Source organism: Niastella sp. OAS944 (assembly GCA_024809215.1).
In the GTDB taxonomy this organism is placed as follows: domain Bacteria; phylum Bacteroidota; class Bacteroidia; order Chitinophagales; family Chitinophagaceae; genus Niastella.
Genome location: JANUBW010000006.1, coordinates 353,916 through 377,909 on the forward strand (window position 1 = coordinate 353,916; position 23,994 = coordinate 377,909).

At 45.4% G+C, this 23,994-nt stretch carries 12 protein-coding genes; 3 read left to right on the forward strand and 9 right to left on the reverse strand.

All coding sequences use genetic code 11. From position 1 onward, the window contains the following. Positions 1-236 precede the first annotated feature (236 nt). From GGD38_RS24025 to GGD38_RS24035, 3 genes are all read left to right on the forward strand, one after another. Entirely contained in the window at positions 237-503 is a 267-nt protein-coding gene (locus tag GGD38_RS24025; protein WP_375301599.1) for a hypothetical protein, read from the forward strand. A 160-nt stretch (positions 504-663) separates the two neighbouring features. Continuing rightward, on the forward strand, positions 664-1,752 hold the full coding sequence (locus GGD38_RS24030; protein WP_375301598.1) for a glycoside hydrolase family 43 protein: 1,089 nt from the start codon (positions 664-666) through the stop codon (positions 1,750-1,752). 301 nt (positions 1,753-2,053) lie between these two features. Further along, positions 2,054-2,806: a hypothetical protein gene (locus tag GGD38_RS24035; RefSeq protein ID WP_375301597.1), complete on the forward strand. Its 753-nt coding sequence runs from the start codon at positions 2,054-2,056 to the stop codon at positions 2,804-2,806. A 63-nt stretch (positions 2,807-2,869) separates the two neighbouring features. Here the strand turns inward: GGD38_RS24035 and GGD38_RS24040 are convergent, their stop codons facing one another. The 9 genes from GGD38_RS24040 to GGD38_RS24080 all read right to left on the reverse strand — a co-directional run bounded on the left by GGD38_RS24040 (position 2,870) and on the right by GGD38_RS24080 (position 23,975). After that, positions 2,870-4,309, reverse strand: coding sequence for a TolC family protein (locus GGD38_RS24040; protein ID WP_375301596.1), 1,440 nt, complete (start codon positions 4,307-4,309; stop codon positions 2,870-2,872). Then, positions 4,302-7,469 (reverse strand): efflux RND transporter permease subunit, encoded by a 3,168-nt coding sequence (locus GGD38_RS24045; protein ID WP_375301595.1) that lies wholly within the window; start codon positions 7,467-7,469, stop codon positions 4,302-4,304. Before GGD38_RS24045 ends, GGD38_RS24040 begins: the two co-directional genes overlap by 8 nt. A 25-nt stretch (positions 7,470-7,494) precedes the next feature. Further along, positions 7,495-8,580, reverse strand: a complete 1,086-nt coding sequence (locus tag GGD38_RS24050) for an efflux RND transporter periplasmic adaptor subunit (RefSeq protein WP_375301594.1) — start codon at positions 8,578-8,580, stop codon at positions 7,495-7,497. Between the two features lie 223 nt (positions 8,581-8,803). After that, positions 8,804-9,187: a hypothetical protein gene (locus GGD38_RS24055; protein WP_375301593.1), complete on the reverse strand. Its 384-nt coding sequence runs from the start codon at positions 9,185-9,187 to the stop codon at positions 8,804-8,806. Between the two features lie 187 nt (positions 9,188-9,374). Further along, positions 9,375-15,419, reverse strand: coding sequence for a pectinesterase family protein (locus tag GGD38_RS24060; protein ID WP_375301592.1), 6,045 nt, complete (start codon positions 15,417-15,419; stop codon positions 9,375-9,377). A 216-nt stretch (positions 15,420-15,635) separates the two neighbouring features. Next, positions 15,636-17,186, reverse strand: coding sequence for a DUF5123 domain-containing protein (locus GGD38_RS24065; RefSeq protein WP_375301591.1), 1,551 nt, complete (start codon positions 17,184-17,186; stop codon positions 15,636-15,638). 31 nt (positions 17,187-17,217) lie between these two features. Continuing rightward, complete coding sequence (locus GGD38_RS24070) at positions 17,218-19,029, reverse strand: RagB/SusD family nutrient uptake outer membrane protein (protein WP_375301590.1); 1,812 nt, start codon at positions 19,027-19,029, stop codon at positions 17,218-17,220. A 24-nt stretch (positions 19,030-19,053) separates the two neighbouring features. Beyond that, positions 19,054-22,539, reverse strand: coding sequence for a TonB-dependent receptor (locus GGD38_RS24075; RefSeq protein ID WP_375303893.1), 3,486 nt, complete (start codon positions 22,537-22,539; stop codon positions 19,054-19,056). A gap of 203 nt (positions 22,540-22,742) precedes the next feature. Further along, the gene (locus tag GGD38_RS24080) at positions 22,743-23,975 is read right to left on the reverse strand and encodes a FecR domain-containing protein (protein ID WP_375301587.1); all 1,233 of its coding nucleotides are present in this window, start codon (positions 23,973-23,975) and stop codon (positions 22,743-22,745) included. Positions 23,976-23,994: the final 19 nt, after the last annotated feature.

Consider the following 23,994-nt stretch of genomic DNA (forward strand, 5'->3'; position numbering starts at 1 on the left):
AGAACATGCGGCCGCCCGGGCAACTGATATACAATTGTTGCCTGGTTTCAATGCAAAAAAATAATAATAGGAAACGCCCCGGGGGGTAAGGGGTATTAAGGTATGGCATAGCCCCACAATGGCATTCGTGTATTGTTCCGCAAGGTTCATACAGCAGTTAAGTTGTTCAGTATTCAATCGTTGTCAATCGTTTCCAATAGCTGGAAGCTATCTCTCAGGAACGAATTTAGATATTTTTGAAACAAAATGTAACCGATTACAATAAATTTTGTTTATTTTTCATGAATGCCGGTCTGGCAATGGTATTAAAAGCGGTTCAGCGCTTTGAGCCTGAAGGGGCATTTGATGGTATATTTATGGTGGTTTGTGGGTTTAGAAAACGGGGACCGGGAATTGCTCATATTTTGGCAAACTGGTTAAAAGAGTATCAAAAATGTTATGATATTATTGAGTGTCAGTTTTTTAATTATTTTCGCGAAGGGCTCTTAGCTGAAAAAATGTAACCTGGTTTTAAAGATGTTGGGCATGCCGGGGTAAACTTTGAACGCCGCGGAGTATATTTGATGTATTGACCAGCTTGCTGAAAGTACCTGTGCCGGCCCTGGGCTTTTATGTTAAGAAAGCTATGTAATCGATTGCAAAAACAACACATAATAGAAACATATGAAAAGTAAGATCTTTTTAATGGCATCGGCCATTGCTGTCCTAAGCAGTTGTAATGAAGCTGAGAACAGCAAAACACCCACTACAGATACTACCCAAACAAACACTGCTGCCACAGCCGATAAATACCTGCAGCAGCCTCTGGTTTCCAATATTTATACCGCCGACCCTTCGGCCCATGTTTTTAACGGACGCATATACGTTTACCCCTCGCACGATACGGCGACAGGAACGCCTCAGAACGACAATGGCGACCACTTCAACATGATGGATTATCACATACTTTCAATGGATGCCGTGGGCAGTAAGGTTACCGATCATGGCGTGGCATTGCATATAAAAGATATTCCCTGGGCGGGCCGGCAGTTATGGGCCCCCGATGCGGCCTTTGCAAATGGTACGTATTATTTGTATTTCCCTGTAAAAGATAAACAGGACGTATTTAGAATTGGTGTGGCTACGTCAAAAACGCCGGAAGGGCCTTTTACCGCCGAAAAAGAACCAATAAAAGGAAGTTACAGTATTGACCCCTGTGTGTTCAAGGATGATGACGGATCGTATTATATGTACTTTGGTGGCATTTGGGGCGGACAATTACAACGCTGGAACAATAACAAATACGACAGCGCCGGCAAATTACGTCAGCCGAATGAGTTGGCCATATTACCAAGAGTGGCCAAACTGAGCGCCGATATGAAAAGCTTTGCAGGACCGGTAAAAGAAATTAAGGTGGTAGACAGTGCCGGTAACCTGTATAAAGAAAAAGACAACGACCGCCGCTTTTTTGAAGCTGCCTGGATGCACAAGTATAATGGTAAATATTATTTCTCTTACTCAACCGGCGATACGCACAATATAGTGTATGCTATTGGTGATAGCCCAACCGGACCGTTCACATACAAAGGAATCTTACTTGCTCCCGTTGAAGGCTGGACGAACCATCATTCAATTATAGAAAAAGATGGCAAGTGGTATTTGTTCTATCATGATATACAATTATCGGGTAAAACGCATTTGCGCAATGTAAAGGTGACCGAATTAAAATATAATGCAGACGGAACCATAGCAACGGTGCATTCGCAGAAGTAAATAAGTATTGGAAGCGCAATATGCTCTGATGTGAAAGCAGCCCCCCGCGGTACCGTTGGGGGCTTTTTTGTGTACTTGCTACGTATGGCAATCAGGTCATTTTGTAGTAAAAAGATGGGTTTGGTTGTGGTTTGGTTCGTATCTTCTTTAACTTTACTTCGTACCAAGTCCGTACCAAGTCCGTACCATCTCCGTATCAACTCCGTTATGGTCACGGTCTTGCTACTGATTTCTGCCGCTAATAGTATGTACATGAGGTTAATCAGGTACGAATCAATTATTAACCATTTAACCATTATGTATGGGACGTGCAAAGAATCTTATGGCAACGGGTAAAGTTGGCAAACTCATCTTTTATGAATACAGGGGTATAATGTGTTGCAGAACTGCGCCCGGTTCTGTACGCCAAACCGCAGCCACGAAAAAAAGCGCTGCGCAGTTTGGTTTGGCTGTTAAGGCATCGAGTTGTTTGCGAGATTCATTCTATCGCATTTTGCATGATGCTCAGGATAAAACTATGTTGTATGGCTTTAATAGCGCTATGCATAAATGGCTGCACGAGTATCAGCCAAATGAGAATACTTATTCAACCAGCAATTTTTATATAGATAATTTTCAGTTCAATGCGGCAGCCTCCATGTCTATGCTGGTTAAAAAAACTGTTAGGACAAACTTTTCCGAACAAGGGGATATTACGATTGATGTGCCCGAGCTAATTCCCGGGGTAGATATAATTGCGCCGGCCGGCACAGCAAAAATACATTATAATGCGCGCGTAGCTGGCTGTTTGTTTCGTTTTGGTAAAAGATCAGATGTTTTCGATACACCTGGCACAACCGAAAAACATAAAACCAGCGTTATATTGGAATATGGTGAGCGGCCATTGCGAAAGCAAACCCTTTCGTTAGATATGGAGCCGGTAAAAGGCGCCCTGGTGGTGGTGGCGTTCAGTATTCAATATGAAGTGAAGGAAGGTAAATCATTAACAATGGTGACCGATAAAAGCTGGTGGCCGGTGAGTGTGGTGGGGTCGTGTTTTGGGAGTAGTAAATAATACCAATATAAAAAAAGCCCTCCCGGCGCAATCCATGGAGGGCTTTAGTGGTTTTTCATTTCACTATTTCCAGCCGCCGCCTAAATTCCTGTAGATATTCACTACTGCATTCAGCTGCTGCTTCTTTGTTTCTATTAGTTCTAATTTCGATTCCAGTGCGTCGCGTTGGGTCAGCAACACTTCTAAATAATCGGCCCTTGCATTTTTGAACAGATCATTTGAAATGCTTATTGAATTGGTCAATGCTTCTACCTGTTTCGATTTCAGATCATAACTCTTTTCGAGGTTACTGATGTTCGATAACTGGTTACTTACCTCCAGGTATGCATTTACGATGGTTCGCTCATAGTTATACATTGCCTGTAATTGCCGTGCCGTGGCATTGTTGAACTCGGCCTTTATTGCATTGCGATTTATCAATGGTCCGGCAAGGTCGCCTGCCAGTGAGTACAATAACGACTCAGGAAAGCGAAACAGGTAAGTTGGGTTGAATGCCTGAAAACCTACTGCGGCAGAAATGCCCAGTGAAGGGAAGAATTCTGCACGCGCTACTTTTACATCCAATTTGGCTGCCGCCAGTTCCAACTCTGCTTGTTTAATATCCGGACGGTTTGCCAACAGCTGTGATGGTATACCCGTGCTTACTGCTGCAGGTACCAGCCCAATGAAATTATTTTGTTCCCTTACAATTGGTTGCGGGAACCGGCCCAACAGGAAGTTGATCCTGTTCTCGGTTTCTTTTATCTTTTGCAGAAGATCATATTCAAGGCTTTGCGATTTCAACACTTCTGCCTCAAATTTCTGAACAGCCAGTTCGGTTACCCGCGCGGCTTCCTTTTGGATCTTTACAATGCCAAGGGCGTTCTTTTGCAGCTCTATGTTTTGCCTAACAATTGCCAGTTGGTTGTCGAGCGCCAGTAATTCATAATATGAATTAGCTATTTCGGCAATCAGGTTGGTGAGCACAAAATTCCTGCCTTCTACCGTTGACAAATACCTGGTAATTGCTGCCTTTTTTGCATTGCGCAATTTCTTCCAGATATCTATTTCCCAGTTGGCATAAGCTGCTATTGTAAAATCACCTAACGGGTCGGGCATTTCTTTGCCCTCTTTTATTTCGGTAGTGGCATCGCCGGCACCCTGACTTGTATATCTTCCTACCTTTTCAACGCCAATACCGCCTTTTACGCCAACGGTTGGTAATAGTGGCTGCTGTTTGAACCTGATCTCATTTTTTGCTATTTCAACCTCCTGCAAGGTGATCATCAACTCCTGGTTGTTCTTTAATGCAGTATCTATTAACGCTATCAGGTTTGGATCGGTAAAGAAACTGCGCCAGGGCAGCATCGATGTATTGGTAGTATCCTGGGTATTATTCCCGTAGGATGCAGGTGTAGATCTGTTTTCCGTTGCTGTTGTAAGGGCAGGGGATTTACATCCCGCTGCCGCTGCAATAATAATCGACAACAGACCAACGTATTTTTGAATACGGAATCTAAACATTATGATCAATTTCTTCAGTTAACGGATTTTCTTCTTCGTGTTTGGCCAGCATGCGCCGCTCTGCAATTTTCCCGAATATGTAGTACAGTCCGGGTATTATCAGCACACCGAATACCGTACCCACCAACATACCGCCGGCTGCGGCTGTGCCAATAGTTCGATTACCTAAGGCGCCAGGGCCATGTGCAAATACCAGTGGTATCAATCCGGCTATGAAGGCAAAGGAGGTCATTAAGATGGGGCGGAACCGCACTCTTGAACCTTCCATCGCCGCTTTCAACACAGAGTAACCTTGTCGGTGCTTTTGAACGGCAAACTCCACTATCAGTACGGCGTTCTTACCCAATAAGCCAATCAACATTACCATAGCCACCTGGGCATAGATGTTATTTTCGAGCCCCATACATTTCAACAGGAGAAAAGCGCCAAAAATACCGGTTGGCAACGATAGGATCACCGCTAATGGAAGAATGAAGCTTTCGTATTGGGCTGCCAGCACCAGGTACACGAAACCAAGACAGATGAGGAAAATATAGATCGCCTGGTTACCCTGGGCTACCTCATCTTTAGAGATACCTGCCCAGTCGATGCCAAAACCTCTTGGTAGTGTTTTCGCTGCTACTTCATTGATAGCTTTAATGGCATCGCCACTACTATAGCCCTGTGCTGCGGCTCCACTGATCTCAGATGCGTTGTACATGTTATGCCGGGTGATCTCTGATAAGCCGTACACCTTTTCCATTTTCATAAAGGCTGAAAATGGCACCATCTCGTCTTTGTTATTCTTTACATATAGCTTTAAGATATCCTCTGGTAACGCCCGGTATTGTGGCGCTGCCTGCACCATCACTTTGTACGGACGGCCAAACTTAATAAAGCTGATCTCATAGTTACTGCCTACCAATGTAGAAAGTGTGTTCATCGCATTTTCGATAGTAACTCCTTTTTGCTGCGCAATATCGTTATCAACTTTAAGCACATATTGCGGGAAGCTGGCGCTGTAAAAACTAAATACCGAAGAAAGTTCTTTTCGTTTGGTAAGCGCTGCTACAAACTCATTGCTTACCTGCTCCATCTTCTTGTAATCTCCTGAACCTGCTTTATCGAGCAAACGCAATTCCCAACCACCCGCTGCACCATAGCCTGGTACGGCCGGCGGCATAAAGTATTCAATATTGGCGCCGGTTATATCTTTTGACTTTTCTTCCAGCTCCTGTATAATTTCCTGTACTGAATGTTTCCGTTCTTCCCAGCTTTTGAGGTTGATCAAACAGGTACCAGAGTTGGCGCCGGTACCTTCGGTAAGGATTTCATAACCTGCCAGAGCAGACACTGATGAAATACCCTCAATACCTTCGGCTATCTTTTGCAAACGCTCCGCTACCTGGTTTGTTCTTTCCAATGAAGAACCCGGCGGAGTTTGAATGATGGCATAAAACATACCCTGGTCTTCATTTGGAATGAAGCCCGAAGGTACTTTGCCATTCAGGAACCAGGTGCCGGCGCAAAAAGCGCCTAAAACGAGAAAGGTAAGGCCTCTTCTGGTAACTATACTACCTAACAGCTGCATATACTTGCCTTGTCCACGGTTGAAACCATTGTTGAAACCGTCGAGGAACCTGTTCACCGGTGTTTTCTTTCTATGTTTGCCATGATTGTTCTTTAAGATCATGGCACAAAGGGCAGGGGTAAGCGTAAGCGCTACCACACCCGAAAGAATAATGGCTGTTGCCATGGTAATTGAGAACTGACGGTAGAAGATACCTACCGGGCCGCTCATGAATGCCACCGGTATAAACACCGAGGCCATAAGAAAGGTGATAGCGATAATAGCGCCGCTGATCTCATGCATGGCTTTTTTAGTGGCCTGTAATGGAGAAAGATGTTCTTCTTCCATTTTGGCATGCACAGCCTCAATAACCACAATGGCATCATCGACCACCACACCAATGGCCATTACAAGCGCAAACAGGGTAATGAGGTTGAGTGTTATACCGAAGAACTGCATGAACATGAATGTTCCGATCAATGAAACCGGTACAGCCAGGGCAGGGATAAGCGTAGACCGCCAATCGCCGAGGAACAGGAAAACCACAATACCTACCAGGATGAACGCTTCTACAAGGGTATGAATCACCTTTTCAATTGAAGCATCCAGGAATTTGGATACGTCATAACTGATCTCGTAGTTCATACCTTTTGGAAACGAGCTGGCCTTTATCTCTTTCAGTTTTTCCTTTACGTTTTTAATAACCTGGCTGGCATTACTTCCGTATGATTGTTTTAAAACAATTGCTGCAGATGGTTTGCCATTCAGGTTAGAATAGATGTCGTACATAGAGCTGCCGAACTCAATATCTGCCACATCTTTCAGGCGTAAGATCTCACCATTGGGGCTTGAGCGAAGAATTACATTTTCGTATTGTTGTTTGTCGCTGAACCTTCCGGAGTATTTCAATACATATTCAAACGACTGCGATCTTTTACCCGAGCTTTCACCGGTTTTACCGGGTGAGGCTTCCAAGCTTTGCGAGCTAAGCGCTTCCATTACTTCATCGGCAGAGATCTTGTACGCCAGCATGCGATCGGGTTTTAACCAAATACGCATAGAGTATTCGCGGTTACCAAGGATGTCGGCATAACCCACACCATCAACACGCTTTAACTCTGATAACACGTTTATATCTGCAAAGTTGAACAGGAATTTCTGATCGGTATTGGGATCATCGCTGTACAGGTTCACATACATAAGCATGTTCGACTCTTCACGCGTGATCTTTACCCCTTCGCGTACAACCAGCGGCGGTAGTTTGTTCACTACCGAGGCCACGCGGTTTTGTACGTTCAGTGATGCCACGTTGGGATCGGTACCCAGGTTGAATACAACCTGTATGGTTGCCTCACCATCGTTACCTGCATCGGAGGCCATGTATTTTAAACCCGGTACACCGTTGATAGCTCTTTCGAGGGGAATAAGCACCGCTTTGGTCATTAATTCCCCGTTGGCGCCGGGATAATCTGCTGTTACATTCACCTTGGGTGGTGATATGGTAGGGAACTGTGTTACCGGTAACCCCATAATTGCCAGCGCTCCCAGGAACACAATGATCAGGGAGATCACTATAGACAGGACCGGTCTTTGAATGAATTTATTGAACATCGGATTAAATCAATTTGAGTTTACACTATTCTGCTTTCAGGCGCAGGTGATTAATTACTTCCTCAGGTTTCTGAAATTCGTAGGCGATCTTGTCATCGTCCTTTACTTTCTGAACACCTTCAAGCAGAATTCTTTCATCATCTGAAAGTCCTTCGCTCACTACATACAGATCGGGTAATACGCCAGATACTGTAATGTTCCTTGATTTAACCACATTGTTCTTGTCTATTACAAAAACAAATTTTTTATCCTGTAATTCGTATGTGGCTTTCTGTGGTATGATCAATGCTTTTGTTACGGGCAATGTCAATAATACCTTGCCGGTTTCACCGTGTTTTAACAGTTTGTCGGGGTTGGGGAATTTAGCGCGAAAGGCAATGTTGCCGGTCTCATTATCAAATTCGCTTTCTATAGTTTCAATAACTCCTTTATATTGAAGGGGACGGTTATTGGCCAAAAGCAGGCCTACCTTATTGTGGTTCACCTTTCCTTTAGCATTGGCCTGATATTCGAGATACTCAGGTTCCGATACGTTGAAGTAGGCGAACATTTCGCTGTTGTCTGATAGACTGGTGAGCAGTTCGCCTTCGTCAATAAGGCTACCAATTTTTTTGGGAAGACGGTCGATGGTACCATCGAACGGCGCTCTGATCTCTGTGAACGATAAATGCAATTTTGCCAACTGTCTTTCGGCTTTTGCCTGGTCGAGTTTGGCCTGAGCCATTGCCTGTTCGTTCTTTGATACTACATTTTTTTCAACCAGGGCCGTTGTGTTCTGCAATTCAATTTCTGCTGCCTTGGTTTCTGCTTCAGCTTTCAATACTTCGGCTTCATACATTTTGGGCATGATCCTGAATAATAGCTGGCCTGCTTTTACATACTGGCCTTCATCTACATAAATGTTTTGCAGAAAACCTTTTTCCTGCGCCCTGATCTCGATGTTGCGGATAGAACGTATCTGCGAAACATATTCCTTGGTAAAGGACGTATCGAGGCGGATGGGACTGGTAACGGTGTATTTACCAGCTTCTTCTTTTTCTTCTTTGGTCGATTTACAGCTTGTTGCATATAATAGAATAAACAAGCTTTTGAATAGGATTACTCTTTTCATTATTTATATGGGTGATTGTATAGGTTACCAGTTACCGGTTACCAGATGCCGGGTTATCTGATGACGGTAAAGCGTAAATGGGATACATGTTACATGTTACAGGTTCCAGGTTACAGGTTAAAGGTTGCAGGTTGCAGGGAGACGAGATATAGCGAATGCCGGAAAAAGTTATTAGGCCCGCATGTAAAGCCTTTCACGTTTGCCGTTTCACGTTTCACGTCAATCAAAGTCTCAGCGACCTGATAGTTATGTATTTGTAGGAAAGAATATGAGAATGTGGCCGCGGATTTTTAAAGCGGCTATAGAGCCAGGTTAATATGAATGAATAGGAGAGTGCGTACAGGAGTTTTGCAAGCAGTTTGAATTTGCGGGTTGTAGGGTCATTGTCGTCATCGTCTTCAATATCTGCCAGTAGATTTGATTCCTGCTGGCCAGCCCCTTCTTTTATTACAGGGTACCCTTGTTTTTTATCGGTGAATTTCGACAGATGGTTCTTTTCAATATGCAGCACCGTGGAATAGCTGACATGATGCCTGCCTGTTAACAGGTAATTATATCCCCCAAAAAGGAGATAGCACAGGCATAGTATAATTATAGCTATTCGCATTAAGGAACAAAACTAATAAAACAGAATCCGAGTGGCATCTTCCGGAGGCTCCTTAACAACTCATTTACAAGAATCGCTTTCATTTAATAAGAGCTTACTTCCATTATCAGCTCTTAATCAAGGAAATAAAAAGACCAGCCAGAAAATCCCTGGCTGGTCTTAACCTAAAAGTGACAATCACAGTTAACTATCTTATTATAAGTTTTTCCGTTGTTACCTGTCGCCCATTCTTAATAACAACATAATATATACCCCGGTGCAGGTCTTTTACCCAAATGCGTTGGGCTTCACTTGTAAACCGTACGGTGCGTATAAGGCCCCCATTGCTGGTATACAATTGAATAGTTGCGTTGGGCTCCGGTTTGTTTACATGAACGATGAAGAAATCATCTGCCGGGTTGGGATAGATCTTAACCCTGTCATGACTGGGGAACGGGTGGTCGTTATTGCCGCATCCTGGCGGATTTACCGTTAATGTGCCGTTTTGGTAAGAAATGACGTAATTGGCAAGCCCGCTGCCTGTTGCATTGGATGGAATAATAGGATACACACCCATTTTTGCTTTGGCACCTGCGCCTGCGCTATACAAACTAACACTTGTAATTGTATCGCCCGTCGCCAGGCCGCTGGTAATGAACTTAGTGTTGCCCAGGTCAATAGCAGCACGGAATTCTTTTTCCTGATCAACCGCTTTGATGGTAAGCGGGGCCGGGATAATTGTTAAACTGTAAACAGCCGTATCAGGATTATAATAATCATTACCTGTATAGTTAACAATTACTGAATAAGCGCCGGCATTGCGTGGCAAACCAGGTAATATATTATTAAGCTGGTCGGCATAATTGAGCGTTACGGCTGGTGTTAATGTATCTGTTACGCCGCCGGTGCCATACGCAAAGGCTGTTGCTTCATGTGTTAACCCATCGTAGGTATGTGTAAGGTTTTTCACCTGCACGGAAGCGTTTGCTTTTGTATAATTAGTTACCCCGAATATGGAGAAATTTTTCAATCCCGAAACGGTAGCTGTAAAAGGATCAACGTGTGATCCACTGCCACCCAATATAGTGCGTTTTATTTTCCATGCGCTATCGTATTGCATTACGGCCAGCAATTGAGCGGTGTCGAATGCACTTGCCTGGCTGGCTGTTTCCCAGCCAAACACGGCTGTGATATCGCTGCCGCCAGGTGTTTCTTCGGTAATGGTCCATTGGTTGTTAACCACCTTCGTTGTATCGGTCACAGGGTGATCGAAGCTGTTCTTTATATTAACGGTGAAATTATCTGGTGTGCCGTTGTTCTTTAACGAAACCGGACTGTACAAACCTGCTGCTGTTGCTATGGGAAACAGGGTGGCTTCTAAACCAACCGGTAATGTAAGGCGGCCGTTCCCATTCACCACAAAGTAATTACCAATTATAGCAAAGGCGCTTGCTTTTGATGCATCTACCCAACCAGAATCGCCTATATGTAAGAGCACTTTGGTTTCGGGTATACCGGAACCGGTGCTTCCTGTACGGAATTGCGTACCGGTTTTAAGCAGTCCGTTTACGTTTAATGCAATTGAATTACCGCTTGCGGTTGCGTGCGGTATCAATCCGCTCAGTGCAGTACTGTTGCTCAGGTCGAGCGTACCATTAATATTATAGGTATACTTACCAAAAGAGGCTGCGGTGTTGGTGGTTGATGAGCTGTGCAGCACGTTGGCTTTAACAGTATACCCTTTACCAACGTTAATGATCACATTGTTATCGCCGTAGTTAGTGGCCGATGCGCTGCCATACCATGCCTGCAGATTTCCATTTAGGGTAACATCGGCATTTATATTTAATGTGATGTTTTTAACACCGGTGAGCGCCCGAATACCTGAGAAATTGAATAAACCACTACCAGTTATATTGTATTCGCCATTGGCGCCATCCAGTTCAAGGGTTATTTTATTTGTGCCGGTGCTGGTTCCCCCAAACGTACCGGCATTGTTTATATCGCCTTTTATGCGCAGGTTCCTTCCTGATGCATCGGTTTGAAAAACAGCGCCTGAATCGATGCTCAGGTTATTGATGCCTACCAATGCATTCAATGTTACAGTGTCGCCTGTTGAAATGGTTACCGTTCCTGAAGCGCCGGTGCCAACTGCTACTGTTTCCCAGGCTTTTGTTGAACTGTTATAACGTTCCCAAATAGAAGTGGTGCCATTATTCGTCCAGTTACCAGATGCCATAGAACGGAATTCGCCATTGATGGGAATGGTTGGGTCAACTATTGCTACATAACTATTGGTTGACGGGTACGACGGTTTTGACGCTTTTACATAATAATAGTATTTGCTTCCTTTTGCCGGCAGGGCATCGGTGGTGCTGAATGCCACTATAGAATCGATGGTGCCGGTAAGCTCGGCGATCTTTGTAAAATGAATGCTGTCGGTACTGCGCATCAAATCATACGTTACGCCCGTCATTGGCCAGCTTATGTTCCAGCTGATGATTGATTTGGCGCCGCTGCGCTGGGTACGCATGTTCGATACCGCCAGCTCGGTTGTTACCGGTGCATTGATTGCAGGGAATGTTAAGAACGGGTCCCACTCGCGAAACAGGTTTACATTATTATAGTAACGGGCCGCAGCGGTATCGCTTAGTTGTTTTGACCAGGATAGGCGTTTGCTTACATCAACCGGGGTGCCATTGTAATTCCTGCTATTGTATTCGGCATAAGTAATGAGTGAGGTATCGATATTCCAGGTTGACCAGCCAGTTGGGTTTATAGAAGAGCCCATGATCGTATTCAGAAAAACGGTTTTAGGCGCATTCTGCCAGGGCCGGCCTAATGAGTAAGTGGTAACGCCCCGGTTCCCGGTAAGAATGCAATTTCTGAACACTTCACCATAAGGATTGCTAGCTGACGTAGCGCCTGCAGTAACATAACCACCGCCGCTGCCATCGATTCGATCTCTTGGGAAAATAACACAGGAATCGAAGACTGCTGTTGATGAACCAAAAATGAAATCTGTATTGCCATCAATATAACAGCTTTTGAAATAGTGACGTCCATCGCCGTTATGCCACAAAGTATCCTGACCGCTAATGAGGCGACAGTTCTTATAAGCGCAGCGGTCGCCGGAAATATACATGGCCAGGGCTTGCGGGCCATCGCCGGTATAGCCGGTGGAGTTCTCGACGGTAATGCTCATCATGTAGAAATCATTGGCATTTACCGTAAGCGTAGCTGAAGTATTGGTGCCAATTACCACACCGCCTTCTACTTTACCAGAATAAGAATCCCAACTGATAATAGTATTGGCTACACTTTCACCTATTAAATGAATGAATGGTTTGTTTGAAGGGATGCGTACTTTCTCAATATATTTTCCATTTTTTACAAAGATCACATAGGGCGTGGTTCTGCCGGTTGGCGCAGCATCTATGGCTGCCTGTACAGATGAATAATTGCCCGACCCATCAAGGGCTACCACCGCGTCGGCATTGTTTGCTGTATATACTTTAACCTCGTAGGTTGGGGGCGTGGGCGGATCGGTTGGCGGCGTTACCATTACTGTTGCTGAAGCAACAACTGGTGTTGAATAGTTGAATGCTTTGTCGCCTGTAAAAATAAAATAGTTATATGTTGAGTCTGATTTCAAAGCAGCCAGGCTGCCATCGTCGGTAAAGTTTGTTGCAGTGCCTATGTAAAGAACAATGCTGTTGCCAATGTTATTGCCTATAGAATAAATACCATTGGCATTTAATGCGGGTTGTATAGTTGACGTGCTGCGTACGACCACGTAACCGCCGCCATCTACGCCGGTAGCCGGCGCAGCCCAACTGATATTAATAGAACCGTTTGTGCCTGTAGCCGCAGCCGGGGAAGTAGCGGCATCGGGTGCAGAATTATCTGCTGAGGGGTTGGCCTGGTCATCTGCCGCATATATTACCAGGTCATCTACATCAAAAGGTTTTACAATAGCTGCGCCGCCACCGTTGAAACGTAAACCACCCCACGTATAAGTAGGGTTGTATGCAGGGTTTACTGAGTAAGATAAAGCAGCTTTAGCCCAGGCCGTACCGGTACCTGCGTAGGCGATGGTATTGTAATTGGTTGTGAAATTAATGCTGTCGGCCACAGCCAGCAGTCCGCTTACAGAATTGCCCGTAGCCGGTGTGGCAGTTCTATAATAATACTGTACAATATACTTTGTGCTTTTTGCCATGTTAGGCGTTGTTACCGTTGGCGAATACACGTTTTTGGTACTGCCGCTGGTACTGGTATAAGTAAAATAATTACTTCCCGTTCGGGCGGTACCGTTATTAATGATATTGCCCGAACCATTAGTTGTCCAGACAGTTTGCATAAGATTGGTGGCGGCTGCGGGTGCCGCGGTTGACAGGGTGCCGGCGGCCTGGTTCTCAAATCCACCTTCCATAGTAGGAAACAAACCAATAAGCTGTTTTTGATTAATGGTTACGTTTGCTGTTGTGCCATTCAATGCAAACTGAAGGGTAGTGGCGTTGGGGCTTTGTATTGTTATTTGCCCTGTATAACTGCCTGCAGTAGCTGCATTCAGTCTTACCTGTATGTTGGTAGATGCTACCACGCTATTTATCGGGTTCAGGGTAATTGAACCACTCCAGTTTGTTCCGTCTGTTGAAAGCTGGTAACCTGCAGGCGCTGTAATGGTAATGGCGCCAGACAAATTACTGCCCGAAACCGGAAAGTTTTGAGCGGGGGAAGGGGCGCCGGTTATTTGGTTAAAGGTGTTGAATGTTGCATTGGCATAAATAAACGGCGTAGTGCCGGCGGTTGTATTGGTTAAACTGTTCAGGTAATTTTCCAGGTTGGTATAGCCATTGGCCGCATAGCCATTTCTGTCGGCAGCATCGGCAGGGTTTAGTCCATTTGCTGTTTCATAACTATCGGGCATGCCATCGTGGTCGTTATCGGAAGGAGCTGTTGTTGAAACCAGAGCGGGCCATGCATTTACGGTTAGTGCATAGTCGGTGCCATGCGGAAATCCACCCTGCACGTCTATAATGCGGCCACTGCGGTTACGTACGTCGTTTACAATGCGCTGATCGAGTGTATCGCGGTTGGGTAATGAACAACCTGCTTTTAATAGTACGGTCTCAAAGGCGCTTACAGCCGTTTCTGTGGTTACCGGGTAACCATGATTTAATGGCACGGCTGCCATGGCTGCTGCAGGATCGGCAGCGCTTACCCCCGCCCAGTTGTTGGCAGTGTTGGTGGGCGAGCCATCTACATAATTGCCATCTACATACCATTTGCCAACAGGTACGGTAGCACTGTTGCTTGGGTTGCATATACGGTATCTTACACCACTGCCGGTATTGGGGCCGTATTTGTAATAATTGTTCACTATATTATAGTTACCGCCTTCGCCGCCATATACGGTATTGATGCCCCAGTTATAAAGTACGTTGTTCCTGAAGTCGACATTTTCTACACCAATGGTATTAGGTGTATAAGTACTGATGCCGGCAAAGCGGGGATTGCGGTTACGGCAATGTGCTATAAGGTTATGGTGCATGCTGCCGCGTTTAGCGCCCCAAATACCGCCATAGCCGTGGTTCTCATAATCGGTATCGCCTGTTTCGAAGTGATACGAATAGTTAAGCGGTTCCGAAATAAGGCTCCATTGAATGGTTAAGTTGTCGCCCCGGTAAATGGTAAGCACCTCATCGGAGCTCCAGCTTGCGGTAACATGGTCTATAATGATATTGCTTGGGCCCAGTGCGCCAAAAGCGTCATCGCCGCCGCTGCCATCAACAGGGTTGCCATTGGCATCGGTTTTTTTCTGGTAACGGTCGCCTAAGCGGAAACGGATATAACGTACGATCACGTTGTCGCCGCTGATGCTTACATTATGATCGGCTATGCAGATGCCGTCGCCCGGTGCGGTTTGTCCGGCTATGGTGGTGTTGGCTTTGATCGTCAACCGCGAAGTAAGATGAATGGTACCGGATACCCGGAATACAACGGTGCGGTACGTGGCGTTTGCGCTTAGTGCATACCGCAAGCTTCCCGGCAGACCGTCATCGAGCAGGTTGGTGACCTCAAAAACGGTGGTGGGTACACCGGCCGTTCCGCGGCCCCCGGTGGTATACATACCAGCTCCTTCCGCCCCGGGGAAAGCGGGTTGCTGGGCATGTGATCCATAGCTCCGGATAAGCGCCAGCATGGTTAGCAGGCAGCAGAAAAAATACCTGTTCTTTTGATATAACATACAATCGTTGATTTTTTGCTTTACGTTTAAATATTGTTATGGCAATAGGTTTCCTGAATGACAGACCTGTAAGGTCCATCATTTAAGATTGCAATAATTATTAAGTAGAATTGGACCTGACAGGTCTGTTACTTGTAAAGCCGACCTGTCAGGATCGCATAAGCATACTGATAATGCGAGAACCGATGGCGAACCTTACAGGTCTTGCTCTTAGAATTATCGCCACCGTGGATCGCCGGCGCTATTGCGGCCGGCAAAAGTTTGATCGGCAATTGCAAAAATGCCATTGTATGGAGCCAGCCATAGTTCCGTTGATTTACGGTTGGCCGATGTTAAGGACTTAAACTCACTGCCACCCGTTTCATGGTCGGTTGTTTTAAAGCTGTTGGTGATGCCAACCGAAGTGGCGCCGCCCACTTTAATATCACGCACTACAGTAGCTCCACCACTTACCTTGCCAATGCCGAACAAACAGTTGGTTATATTAAAACCATTGGCGATGTTAAGGGTGCCATAATCGAAATAAACGTTTTTGTTATTTCCCAGGGGCGCTTCATTAAATGTACAGTCTGATACAGTTACCGAATTGGCGGCCGATGCGCTGGTTATAACGCCCTCCACTTTGTAAATGGTACTGTTGGTTATGGTAATGTTGTCTATTTTACTGCTGGCGTTTATATTAATTACAGAAAAGTTGCCAATGCTGTCGATTATACAGTTGTTCATAACCAGTTCTCCAATGTTTGTAGCGTTGTCCTTTAACCGAAACAGGCCTCTGAATATTTCTATCCGGCTTTCGTTAAATACCACTTTCCCGATATTAGCGCTGTTGCCATTGTTGATCACATATCGGCTGGTATAATTGTCGCTCACCAGATATACATCATTAAATTCTATTTGATCTATAGTAGCACCGGCCCTGAATTCAAAATTGCTGGTAAAGTATATTCTCGCCTTTAAGGGATTTGCTAAATCTGGCTTACTCATAATAGTAAGCGATCTGTCTAAAGCAATAGCGGTGGAAATAATATATGTTTCGCCACGGCTTAGTAATATAGTGCTTCCCGATGGAACCTGGGGTAAAGTATCGGCCAAAACGCCCGGCCGGCCGGTAATACCGGTGAGGTCGATAACGGCGCCGGCAAACGGTGCTTTGGTTGAAAAATCAACAAGTCCGCGTTCGTCGTTTCCACTGTACAAATACATGGTGTATTGGGTAGAAGCATCGAGCCCATCGATAACTACATACTCATTGGTAAGGTCGGTGGCCGTGAGGTTTATGGAAGCTACTACCGATTTGTCGGCTTTTTTAATCACCTTAATAGCGGTTACCGCGGCGCCCCGGGTAGACCAGCGGGCACGTACTGAATTTAGCGTAATGTCGTTTATGCCCGGCGAACGGAATATGGATGATAAGGTTTTTACGGCTCCCAGGTTCGACCACATTGAACTCATGTTGGTATCGCGGGCAAGTGCTTTTACCTGTACCTGGTACAATTGATTAAATAAAAGCTTTTTGATGGTTGCCGCGCTGGTGTCTACCACTATGGTCATATCAATGCTTTTGAACGTATCGCGACTTACTGCTACACTATAACCGGTGGCGCCTGCTATGGGTTGCCACGCTGCCTCAATGGTATTCGAATCTGCTGTTAATGCGCCGATAGATACTGGTCTGAATAACCGGGGCATGGTGAGGTCGTTGTCCTTTTTACAGGAGGTATATATAAATACTGTAAAAGCCAGTATATAAATAATTTTGTTCATGGTATGGAATGTTTACCTGTACAATGTTGTTTTAATAGCCATATTGGTTTTGCAGGCTGCCCTGGCTGGCTGAGATCACCTGGTTATGTAACGGTAATACATATCTTGCTGGCGTGTTACCTGTATTGTCGGTATAGCCGCGCCATTGCCACAGGTTATAGTTGGCCGGGCCTTTGGTGGTGGTATTATACAGGGTTACAAGCCAATTTGTTTTTATATTGTACTCGGCAGGAACGGCGCCTGTTACCCTGGTAAATTTATTAAGGAAAGTGAGTGTTTTATCGCTGTTGCGTTTTGCATAAATAATATCGGGTAAATTTTTGTATTGGCCAACGCCGCCAACAGCATCCAAACCCATTTGATTAAGTGTATTTCTTGTTTCGGCAATTTTTTTACCATAGAGGTCCCACCGAACCAGGTCGAATTTGCGTAACATTTCACCACCCAGTTCCCATGCGCGTTCATTAACGATGGCGTTGAAAAATGCGTTTTTGTCGCCACTTATCGCTGCAATGTAGCCATCTACTTTATCGCTCCACAAGCTGGCTGGGAAGGCGCGTTGCCGCACTTTACGCAATGCATCCTGGGCCGGCCCTGTTGGGCCATTCAGTTCATTTTCACTTTCGGCCAGCATAAGCAATACATCGGCATAACGCAAAAGCGGCCAGTTGATGCTGGTGCCTTTTGATGATTCGGGCCCTAAAGGCGTTGGCACTAATAAACGGTTCCATTTGTTGATAGCGATACCCGTTGGCCCTACAGGCGCCTGCGCCAGCGTATCGTTATAAGACACCAGCGAGCAGGTTGCTGCAAGTCGTACATCCGTAGTATCAAAAGAGTGGTAATAGGTTGGGGTAAAGGAAAATTGAATGGTAGTAGCACCGTAATTGTGCTTTTGTGCAGCGCCATTGCTTACTGCAACTCCTACACACCAGCCTACATCGCCATAGCCAGGGGGATAGGCTACTTCATATAAAATGTCGCTGTTCACTGGTTTAACACCTTTATTCTCATTCATAAATACGGTGGCGAAATCGGGCAGGGGACGTGGTTTTAATTCAACCAGTTTTTTACAATATGTGTTGGCGATCTTATAATATTCCAGGTAATCGCTTTTACGTTTCATGGTCATGTCGGGGTACAGCCAGTAACCGCCACGCAATAACGCCAGTTTGGCTATAAGCCCCAGTACAAACTCCCGGTTTATGCGTTCTATGCCATAGTCAAGCGCTTCGGCCCACTGCATTTTATCCTCTATGCCAATAAGATCATTTATTAACCAGGTAAGAATGGTGTCGCGCCCTGTTCTTGGAATATAGAAGTCGTCACCGGCGCGCGATGCTTTTGTATTGAAGGGAACATCGCCCCAATGGTGAACAAGTAACATATACCAGTACGCGCGCAGCGCCTTTGCCTCACCTAATAAGTTCAGGTAAACTTTGCTGGTTGAGTCTTTTGCCAGGGAAATGGTGGTAAGACCAAATTCGCATTCGTTGGCTTTATTTATGGCATTGTAAGCATTGTTCCAAACGGTGAGCAGATCGTTGTTGGAGGTAGTTGCTTCAAATGACCACAGATCGCGGCGGGCGCCATCGGGGTTTTGTGCTACTGAATTTCCTACTTCAACATCGGTATTGCCGGCAAACATGGTCGATACACGTGATGTAAATGCATCCTGGTTGAAAAGCGCGTAGATCATGTTCACGGCTTTCTTCGCATCTGATTCAGAACCGAAAACATATTCCTGTGTAAACTTAGACTCTGAATTTGATTCCAGGTATTTCTTGCACGAAATGCCGGCCAGGCAGTAAAGCGTTATAATGGGATATATAATGCGTTTCATAATTCTTAATGTCTTTGTTAATGGCTAAAAGGTTACGTTCACACCGGCAGTGAATGTGCGGCTTTTAGGGAACGCTGAATAATCGACACCGGGCACCAGCTGGTTATAACCACTGTTGCGGGTGGTGCTTACTTCGGGATCGTACCCACTGTAATTCGTCCACACAAATGCGTTGTATACAGTTGCATACACCCTGAATTTGGTGAGGTAAAATTTGGAGATCAAATTTTTAGGAAGCGAGTAGCCCAATGTAAGCGTATTCAGGCGCAGGAAGGAGCCGTCTTCCACTGCCCATGAGTGAAAGTATGGTGAGGTACCGCCCATTGAGAACGGCGACCATATTTTGGGGTTGGGGTTTAATGCTGCCAGTTCCTTCAGGTCGGTTACCAGAGCCCCGCTTTCGTTTATATAATGAAAGCGATTGTTATAGTTAACTGTATTCAACATATTGGCGAAGGAGTTGCGGTAATACATGTTGAATGAGATGCGCCCGGTATTATAGATCTGGTTACCGTAAACCCAATTAAAAAAGGCCGCGAGGTCAAAACCCTTATACGTTACATTGAAGCCGAAACCGCCTGTTGCTTTAGGCAGTGCACGGCCAATTACAGTGCGGTCATCTGCTGTAATGGTGCCGCTTGAGTCGAGGTCTTTTAATTTAAGCACACCTGGCCGCAGGCTGATACCTCCAAGGTCCTGACCGTGCACGCCATCGGCAAGTATGTATTTTTTGGTAGCTGCATCATAACCGGTAAAATCGTCAACGGTATACATGCCTTCGGTCACATAGCCATACATTAACCCAATAGTTTGGCCGCGGTACAAACGGTAATCGTCAATTGTTTTAAGATCGGTGCCGGCCCAGTTTGAATTGAACGTACGTTCATCAACGCCATCGAGCTTATCGATGCGGGCGCGGTTAACACCAATATTGAAGTTGAAGCTGATGGTAAGATCGGCTTTATTGATGATGTCGGCATTCAACCCCAATTCAATACCCCTGTTTGAGGTTTGCCCAATATTGCGTTGTTGGGTGCTGAAACCGGAGGTGGGTGGAATGGCCGATTGTACCAGCAGGTCTTTGGTGGTGTTATGATAAAAATCGAGCGTACCGGCTATGCGATTATTTAATAAACCAAAATCCAAACCGATGTTACGGGTAATAGTAGTTTCCCATTTTACTTCGGGATTGGTTAGCTGTGTGCTGGCAAATGTATAATATGGGTTAAGTGTTTCGCCTGCGCCATAGGGCCGCGATTGTTCAGGCTTGAATAACATGCGCCATTGATCGGAACTGATATTGTTATTACCAACAGAACCGTAACTGGCCCTTAGCTTCAGGTCGGTGATAAATGGCAGCTTGGTCATGAACTCTTCTGAAGAAATACGCCAGGCAAAAGAAGCGGCAGGGAACAGCCCCCATTGTTTGCCGGGTGCAAACTGGGTGCTTCCATCGTACCGCCCGGTAAGGTTAAAAATATATTTATCGTTGTACTGGTAAATGACCCGGCCAAAAAAGGAAGCTGTTTTCTCCGGTGCAATATCTGTGGTTGTATGAATGTCGGTAGTGCCAAAGCCCATGGTAGCAAACAGCTTTTCGGGAGTAACATCTACGTTGAAATATTTTGCACGATTATATTCTTCAAAACCTTTGCCTCTTGCCAGCATTTCCTGACCAACCAAAAAGGTGAAATCGTGTACAAGGTTTTTATTGAAACGATAGTTTAACGTGTTGGTTAAACGATAGTCGCGCAGTTTGGTTTGGTTAATTTCTCCCATTGGCAAATTCATGCCTTCGTTCCTTGCAGTACTGGTTAAGGGACCATAGTAACGGCGGGTTTCGTTGAATGATAAGCCCAAGCTGTATTCAGAACGGAATGTAAGGTTGCGCAGAATGCTCCAGGTAGCGCCTGCATTAAAGTTGAACTGGCGATTGATCTTTCTGCGATAATCCTGTTGCGTAAGCTGAACGGGATTTATCATATTGGCGAGGAACTGTTCATATTCTTCACTGGCGCCCTGATCGAGAATGATCATATCGGCAATGCCGTTTACCGGGCGGGTGGTTATACCATCGCCAACACGAAAGTTGGCGCTGCCTGCAGAGCCGGCGCCATTGGTAATGGGGTGGGTGTACCTGATAGCGGCATCGATCTTTATTGATTGTGATACCTCGTGATTTAGTTTGAAGTTTATATAGTTGCGGGTATAGCTGTTGGTTGGAATAAGCCCTGCTTCTTTATTGTTGGTAAAATTGAGTGCGAATTTTGTTTTATCGGTTCCGCCGGTTAAGCTGATATTGTGTTGTTGCGACCAGGCGGGGGAGCCATACAATTCATTCTGCCAGTCGGTACCCTTTGTATACTTGTACAGGTCAAGGTCTTCGTACACCCCAAAGTATTTGGCAAAGTTGTCTACACTGCTTTGTCCCTGAATTCTGGCATATTCATATTGGGCCAGCACAAATTCGTAAGGCGACAAAACCGCCAGTTTACGCGGTAATTGGCGTGCCTGCATAAACCCGTTGTAGGAAATGGTTGATTTGCCGCCTTTGGCGCTTTTTGTTGTTACAATAACAACGCCATTTGCAGCGGCTGCGCCGTAAATGGCGGCGGTAGCGGCGTCTTTCAAAATGTCGATGCTGGCAATATCGGAAGGTGCAATATCATTTATGTTACTTACCCTAAAGCCATCAACAATATACAGGGGATCATTGCTGCCGGTAATGGAGCCGCCACCGCGAACGCGGATCACGATGTCGGCGCCTGGTTGCCCGTCAACAGTGGTAACCTGTACGCCAGGCAGGCGGCCGGTAATGGCTTCGGCAGCACTGGCTACGGGTATCTTTTCCAGTTGTGCCCCACTGATAGAAGAAACGGTACCGGTAAGATCTTTGCGGCGTACGCTTTGGTACCCGATCACCACCACTTCATCCATGTTCTTGTTGAGTTGTTGCAGCACAATGCTCACCTGGCTGGTGCTTAAGGCTATTTCTCTTGTTTGATATCCGATATAAGAAACAATAAGCGTGGCATTGGCTTTGGAAACAGAGAGGCTGAAGCTGCCATCTTCTTTACTCAGGGTTTTAGCTTCGGTACCTTTTTCTGCAATACTGGCGCCTGATAAAGGCGCATTGTTATTGTCTGTGATCTTTCCGCTTACAGTAACTTCGTCAACAGTAAGTTGCTTTTCAGTTGGGTGTGGGGGCGGGGGCTGCGTTTTTTCTGATACCACTATTGTTTTTTCAACAATGGAATAGCTGAAGGGCAACTGTGAAAAACAAATGGAAAGTGTTTTGTCGAGCGAAGAGTTGGTGGTAACAACGGTTACCTTTTTTGCATTGTTCAGCAGCCCATCAACATAAAAGAACACATAGCCGGTTTGCCTGGTAATTTCTTTAAATACCTTTTCAACAGGGGCATTCTTTTCGTTTAGTGTTATGCCCTGGGCAAAACCGTTGGCAGTGGTATGCAGGCAAACAACCGTAAGCAAAGCAATAGTTAGTTTCATTACTCTTACAAGTTTAGCACCGCCATGGCAGTAAATGGCGGCTGGAAAGCATCGTTTGAACGATGCTTTGCCAAAAGCAATCATTAGCATAATTTTGGTCCTCTTTGGGTTGAAAAATTGTAGTGTTACTTTTTATTGACTCAGGAATCCGCCGGAGGTGTCGCAACCACTTCCGGTTTTTATTTATACATATTTTATATTTGTTATTGCTTAACGATAATCGTCTTACCGTTTATTTCAAACTTCACTTTACCTGTTAATTCAAGTATTTTCAGCAACTGTTCTGCGTTGGCGCTTCGTGAAATTTGTCCCGAGAACCGTTCGGGAATAGTTCCTTTATAAACAAACTGCACATCGTACCACCGTGCTGCCTGTCGTAATACCGTTTCCAGGTCGGCGGCTTTGAATTGGAATAAGCCGTTCTTCCAGGCCATTACCTGTTCTACGTCAGCGTCGGCAATCTTGAATCGTGAATCGGCAATTAATACAGCTTGCTTACCAGGTGTGAGGACAACGGTATTATTGCCGATTGCTCCCGCTTTGAGGCGGGACCGATTCACGACTTTTACACTTCCCTCTAATAAGGTTGTACGTATGGCAGTTTCATCTGTATAACTATTAATATTAAAATGGGTTCCCAGTACTTCTACCTCCATGTTATTTACCTGCACATGAAAGGGCATCGACGCATTTTTCGCTACTTCAAAATACCCTTCACCCGTTAACTCAACTCTTCTTTCTTTACCGGTAAAGGCAGTAGGGTATCGCAGGCTCGATGATGCATTCAGCCATACTTTAGTGCCATCTGCCAGTACCAGCTGGTATTGCCCGCCGCGCGGTGTGGCAATTGTATTGTAAGCAAGTGGTGAATGGTGACTGGTGAGTGGGGCGCCCGCACTTTGGGCAGCCACATCATATACCAGCTCACCATTCTTCGTTTTTATAACCTGCGAATTTCCCTGTTGCGCAAGGGCGCCATTGGCGGCGCTGTCGAGAACGATCTCGCTGCCATCGCTCAGTTTCAATATTGCTTTATTACCCCCTGGGGTTATTGCGTTTTTGTCGTTTATCGGTTTTGCATGTACTATTTCGTTTTGTACTGGCTTTTTAGCCGTGAGCCACCACCAGGCCACACCACAAAAACCAATAAACAATACCGATGCAACTGCCAGCCGCCTTGTGAGGCGAATAACTTTTGCGCGCTTTTCTTTTTCTGCCTGTATACCGGATTGTAAATTTTGCTGAATAGCTGCCAGTAAAGTATTATCTGGTTCGCTTTCGTATTGGTGTTCGTACAGTTCCTGATCGATAATGGCTGCGAGTTGCTTTGTATGTTCAGGATCGTTCAACAATTCGTAAAACCGGTCTCTTTCCTGTTCTGTAAGCCGGCCTGTGAGGTACTTATCTAATAATTCCTGAAAATTGTTAGTCTGCATACATAATTGGTTCTTTTCT

Excerpts from the sequence above, each read along its gene's own strand:
- GGD38_RS24030 (WP_375301598.1), top strand. The coding sequence starts at position 664 with ATGAAAAGTAAGATCTTTTTAATGGCATCGGCCATTGCTGTCCTAAGC.
- GGD38_RS24035 (WP_375301597.1), top strand. The coding sequence starts at position 2,054 with ATGGGACGTGCAAAGAATCTTATGGCAACGGGTAAAGTTGGCAAACTC.
- GGD38_RS24040 (WP_375301596.1), bottom strand. The coding sequence starts at position 4,309 with ATGTTTAGATTCCGTATTCAAAAATACGTTGGTCTGTTGTCGATTATT.
- GGD38_RS24045 (WP_375301595.1), bottom strand. The coding sequence starts at position 7,469 with ATGTTCAATAAATTCATTCAAAGACCGGTCCTGTCTATAGTGATCTCC.
- GGD38_RS24050 (WP_375301594.1), bottom strand. The coding sequence starts at position 8,580 with ATGAAAAGAGTAATCCTATTCAAAAGCTTGTTTATTCTATTATATGCA.
- GGD38_RS24055 (WP_375301593.1), bottom strand. The coding sequence starts at position 9,187 with ATGCGAATAGCTATAATTATACTATGCCTGTGCTATCTCCTTTTTGGG.
- GGD38_RS24060 (WP_375301592.1), bottom strand. The coding sequence starts at position 15,419 with ATGTTATATCAAAAGAACAGGTATTTTTTCTGCTGCCTGCTAACCATG.
- GGD38_RS24065 (WP_375301591.1), bottom strand. The coding sequence starts at position 17,186 with ATGAACAAAATTATTTATATACTGGCTTTTACAGTATTTATATATACC.
- GGD38_RS24070 (WP_375301590.1), bottom strand. The coding sequence starts at position 19,029 with ATGAAACGCATTATATATCCCATTATAACGCTTTACTGCCTGGCCGGC.
- GGD38_RS24075 (WP_375303893.1), bottom strand. The coding sequence starts at position 22,539 with ATGAAACTAACTATTGCTTTGCTTACGGTTGTTTGCCTGCATACCACT.
- GGD38_RS24080 (WP_375301587.1), bottom strand. The coding sequence starts at position 23,975 with ATGCAGACTAACAATTTTCAGGAATTATTAGATAAGTACCTCACAGGC.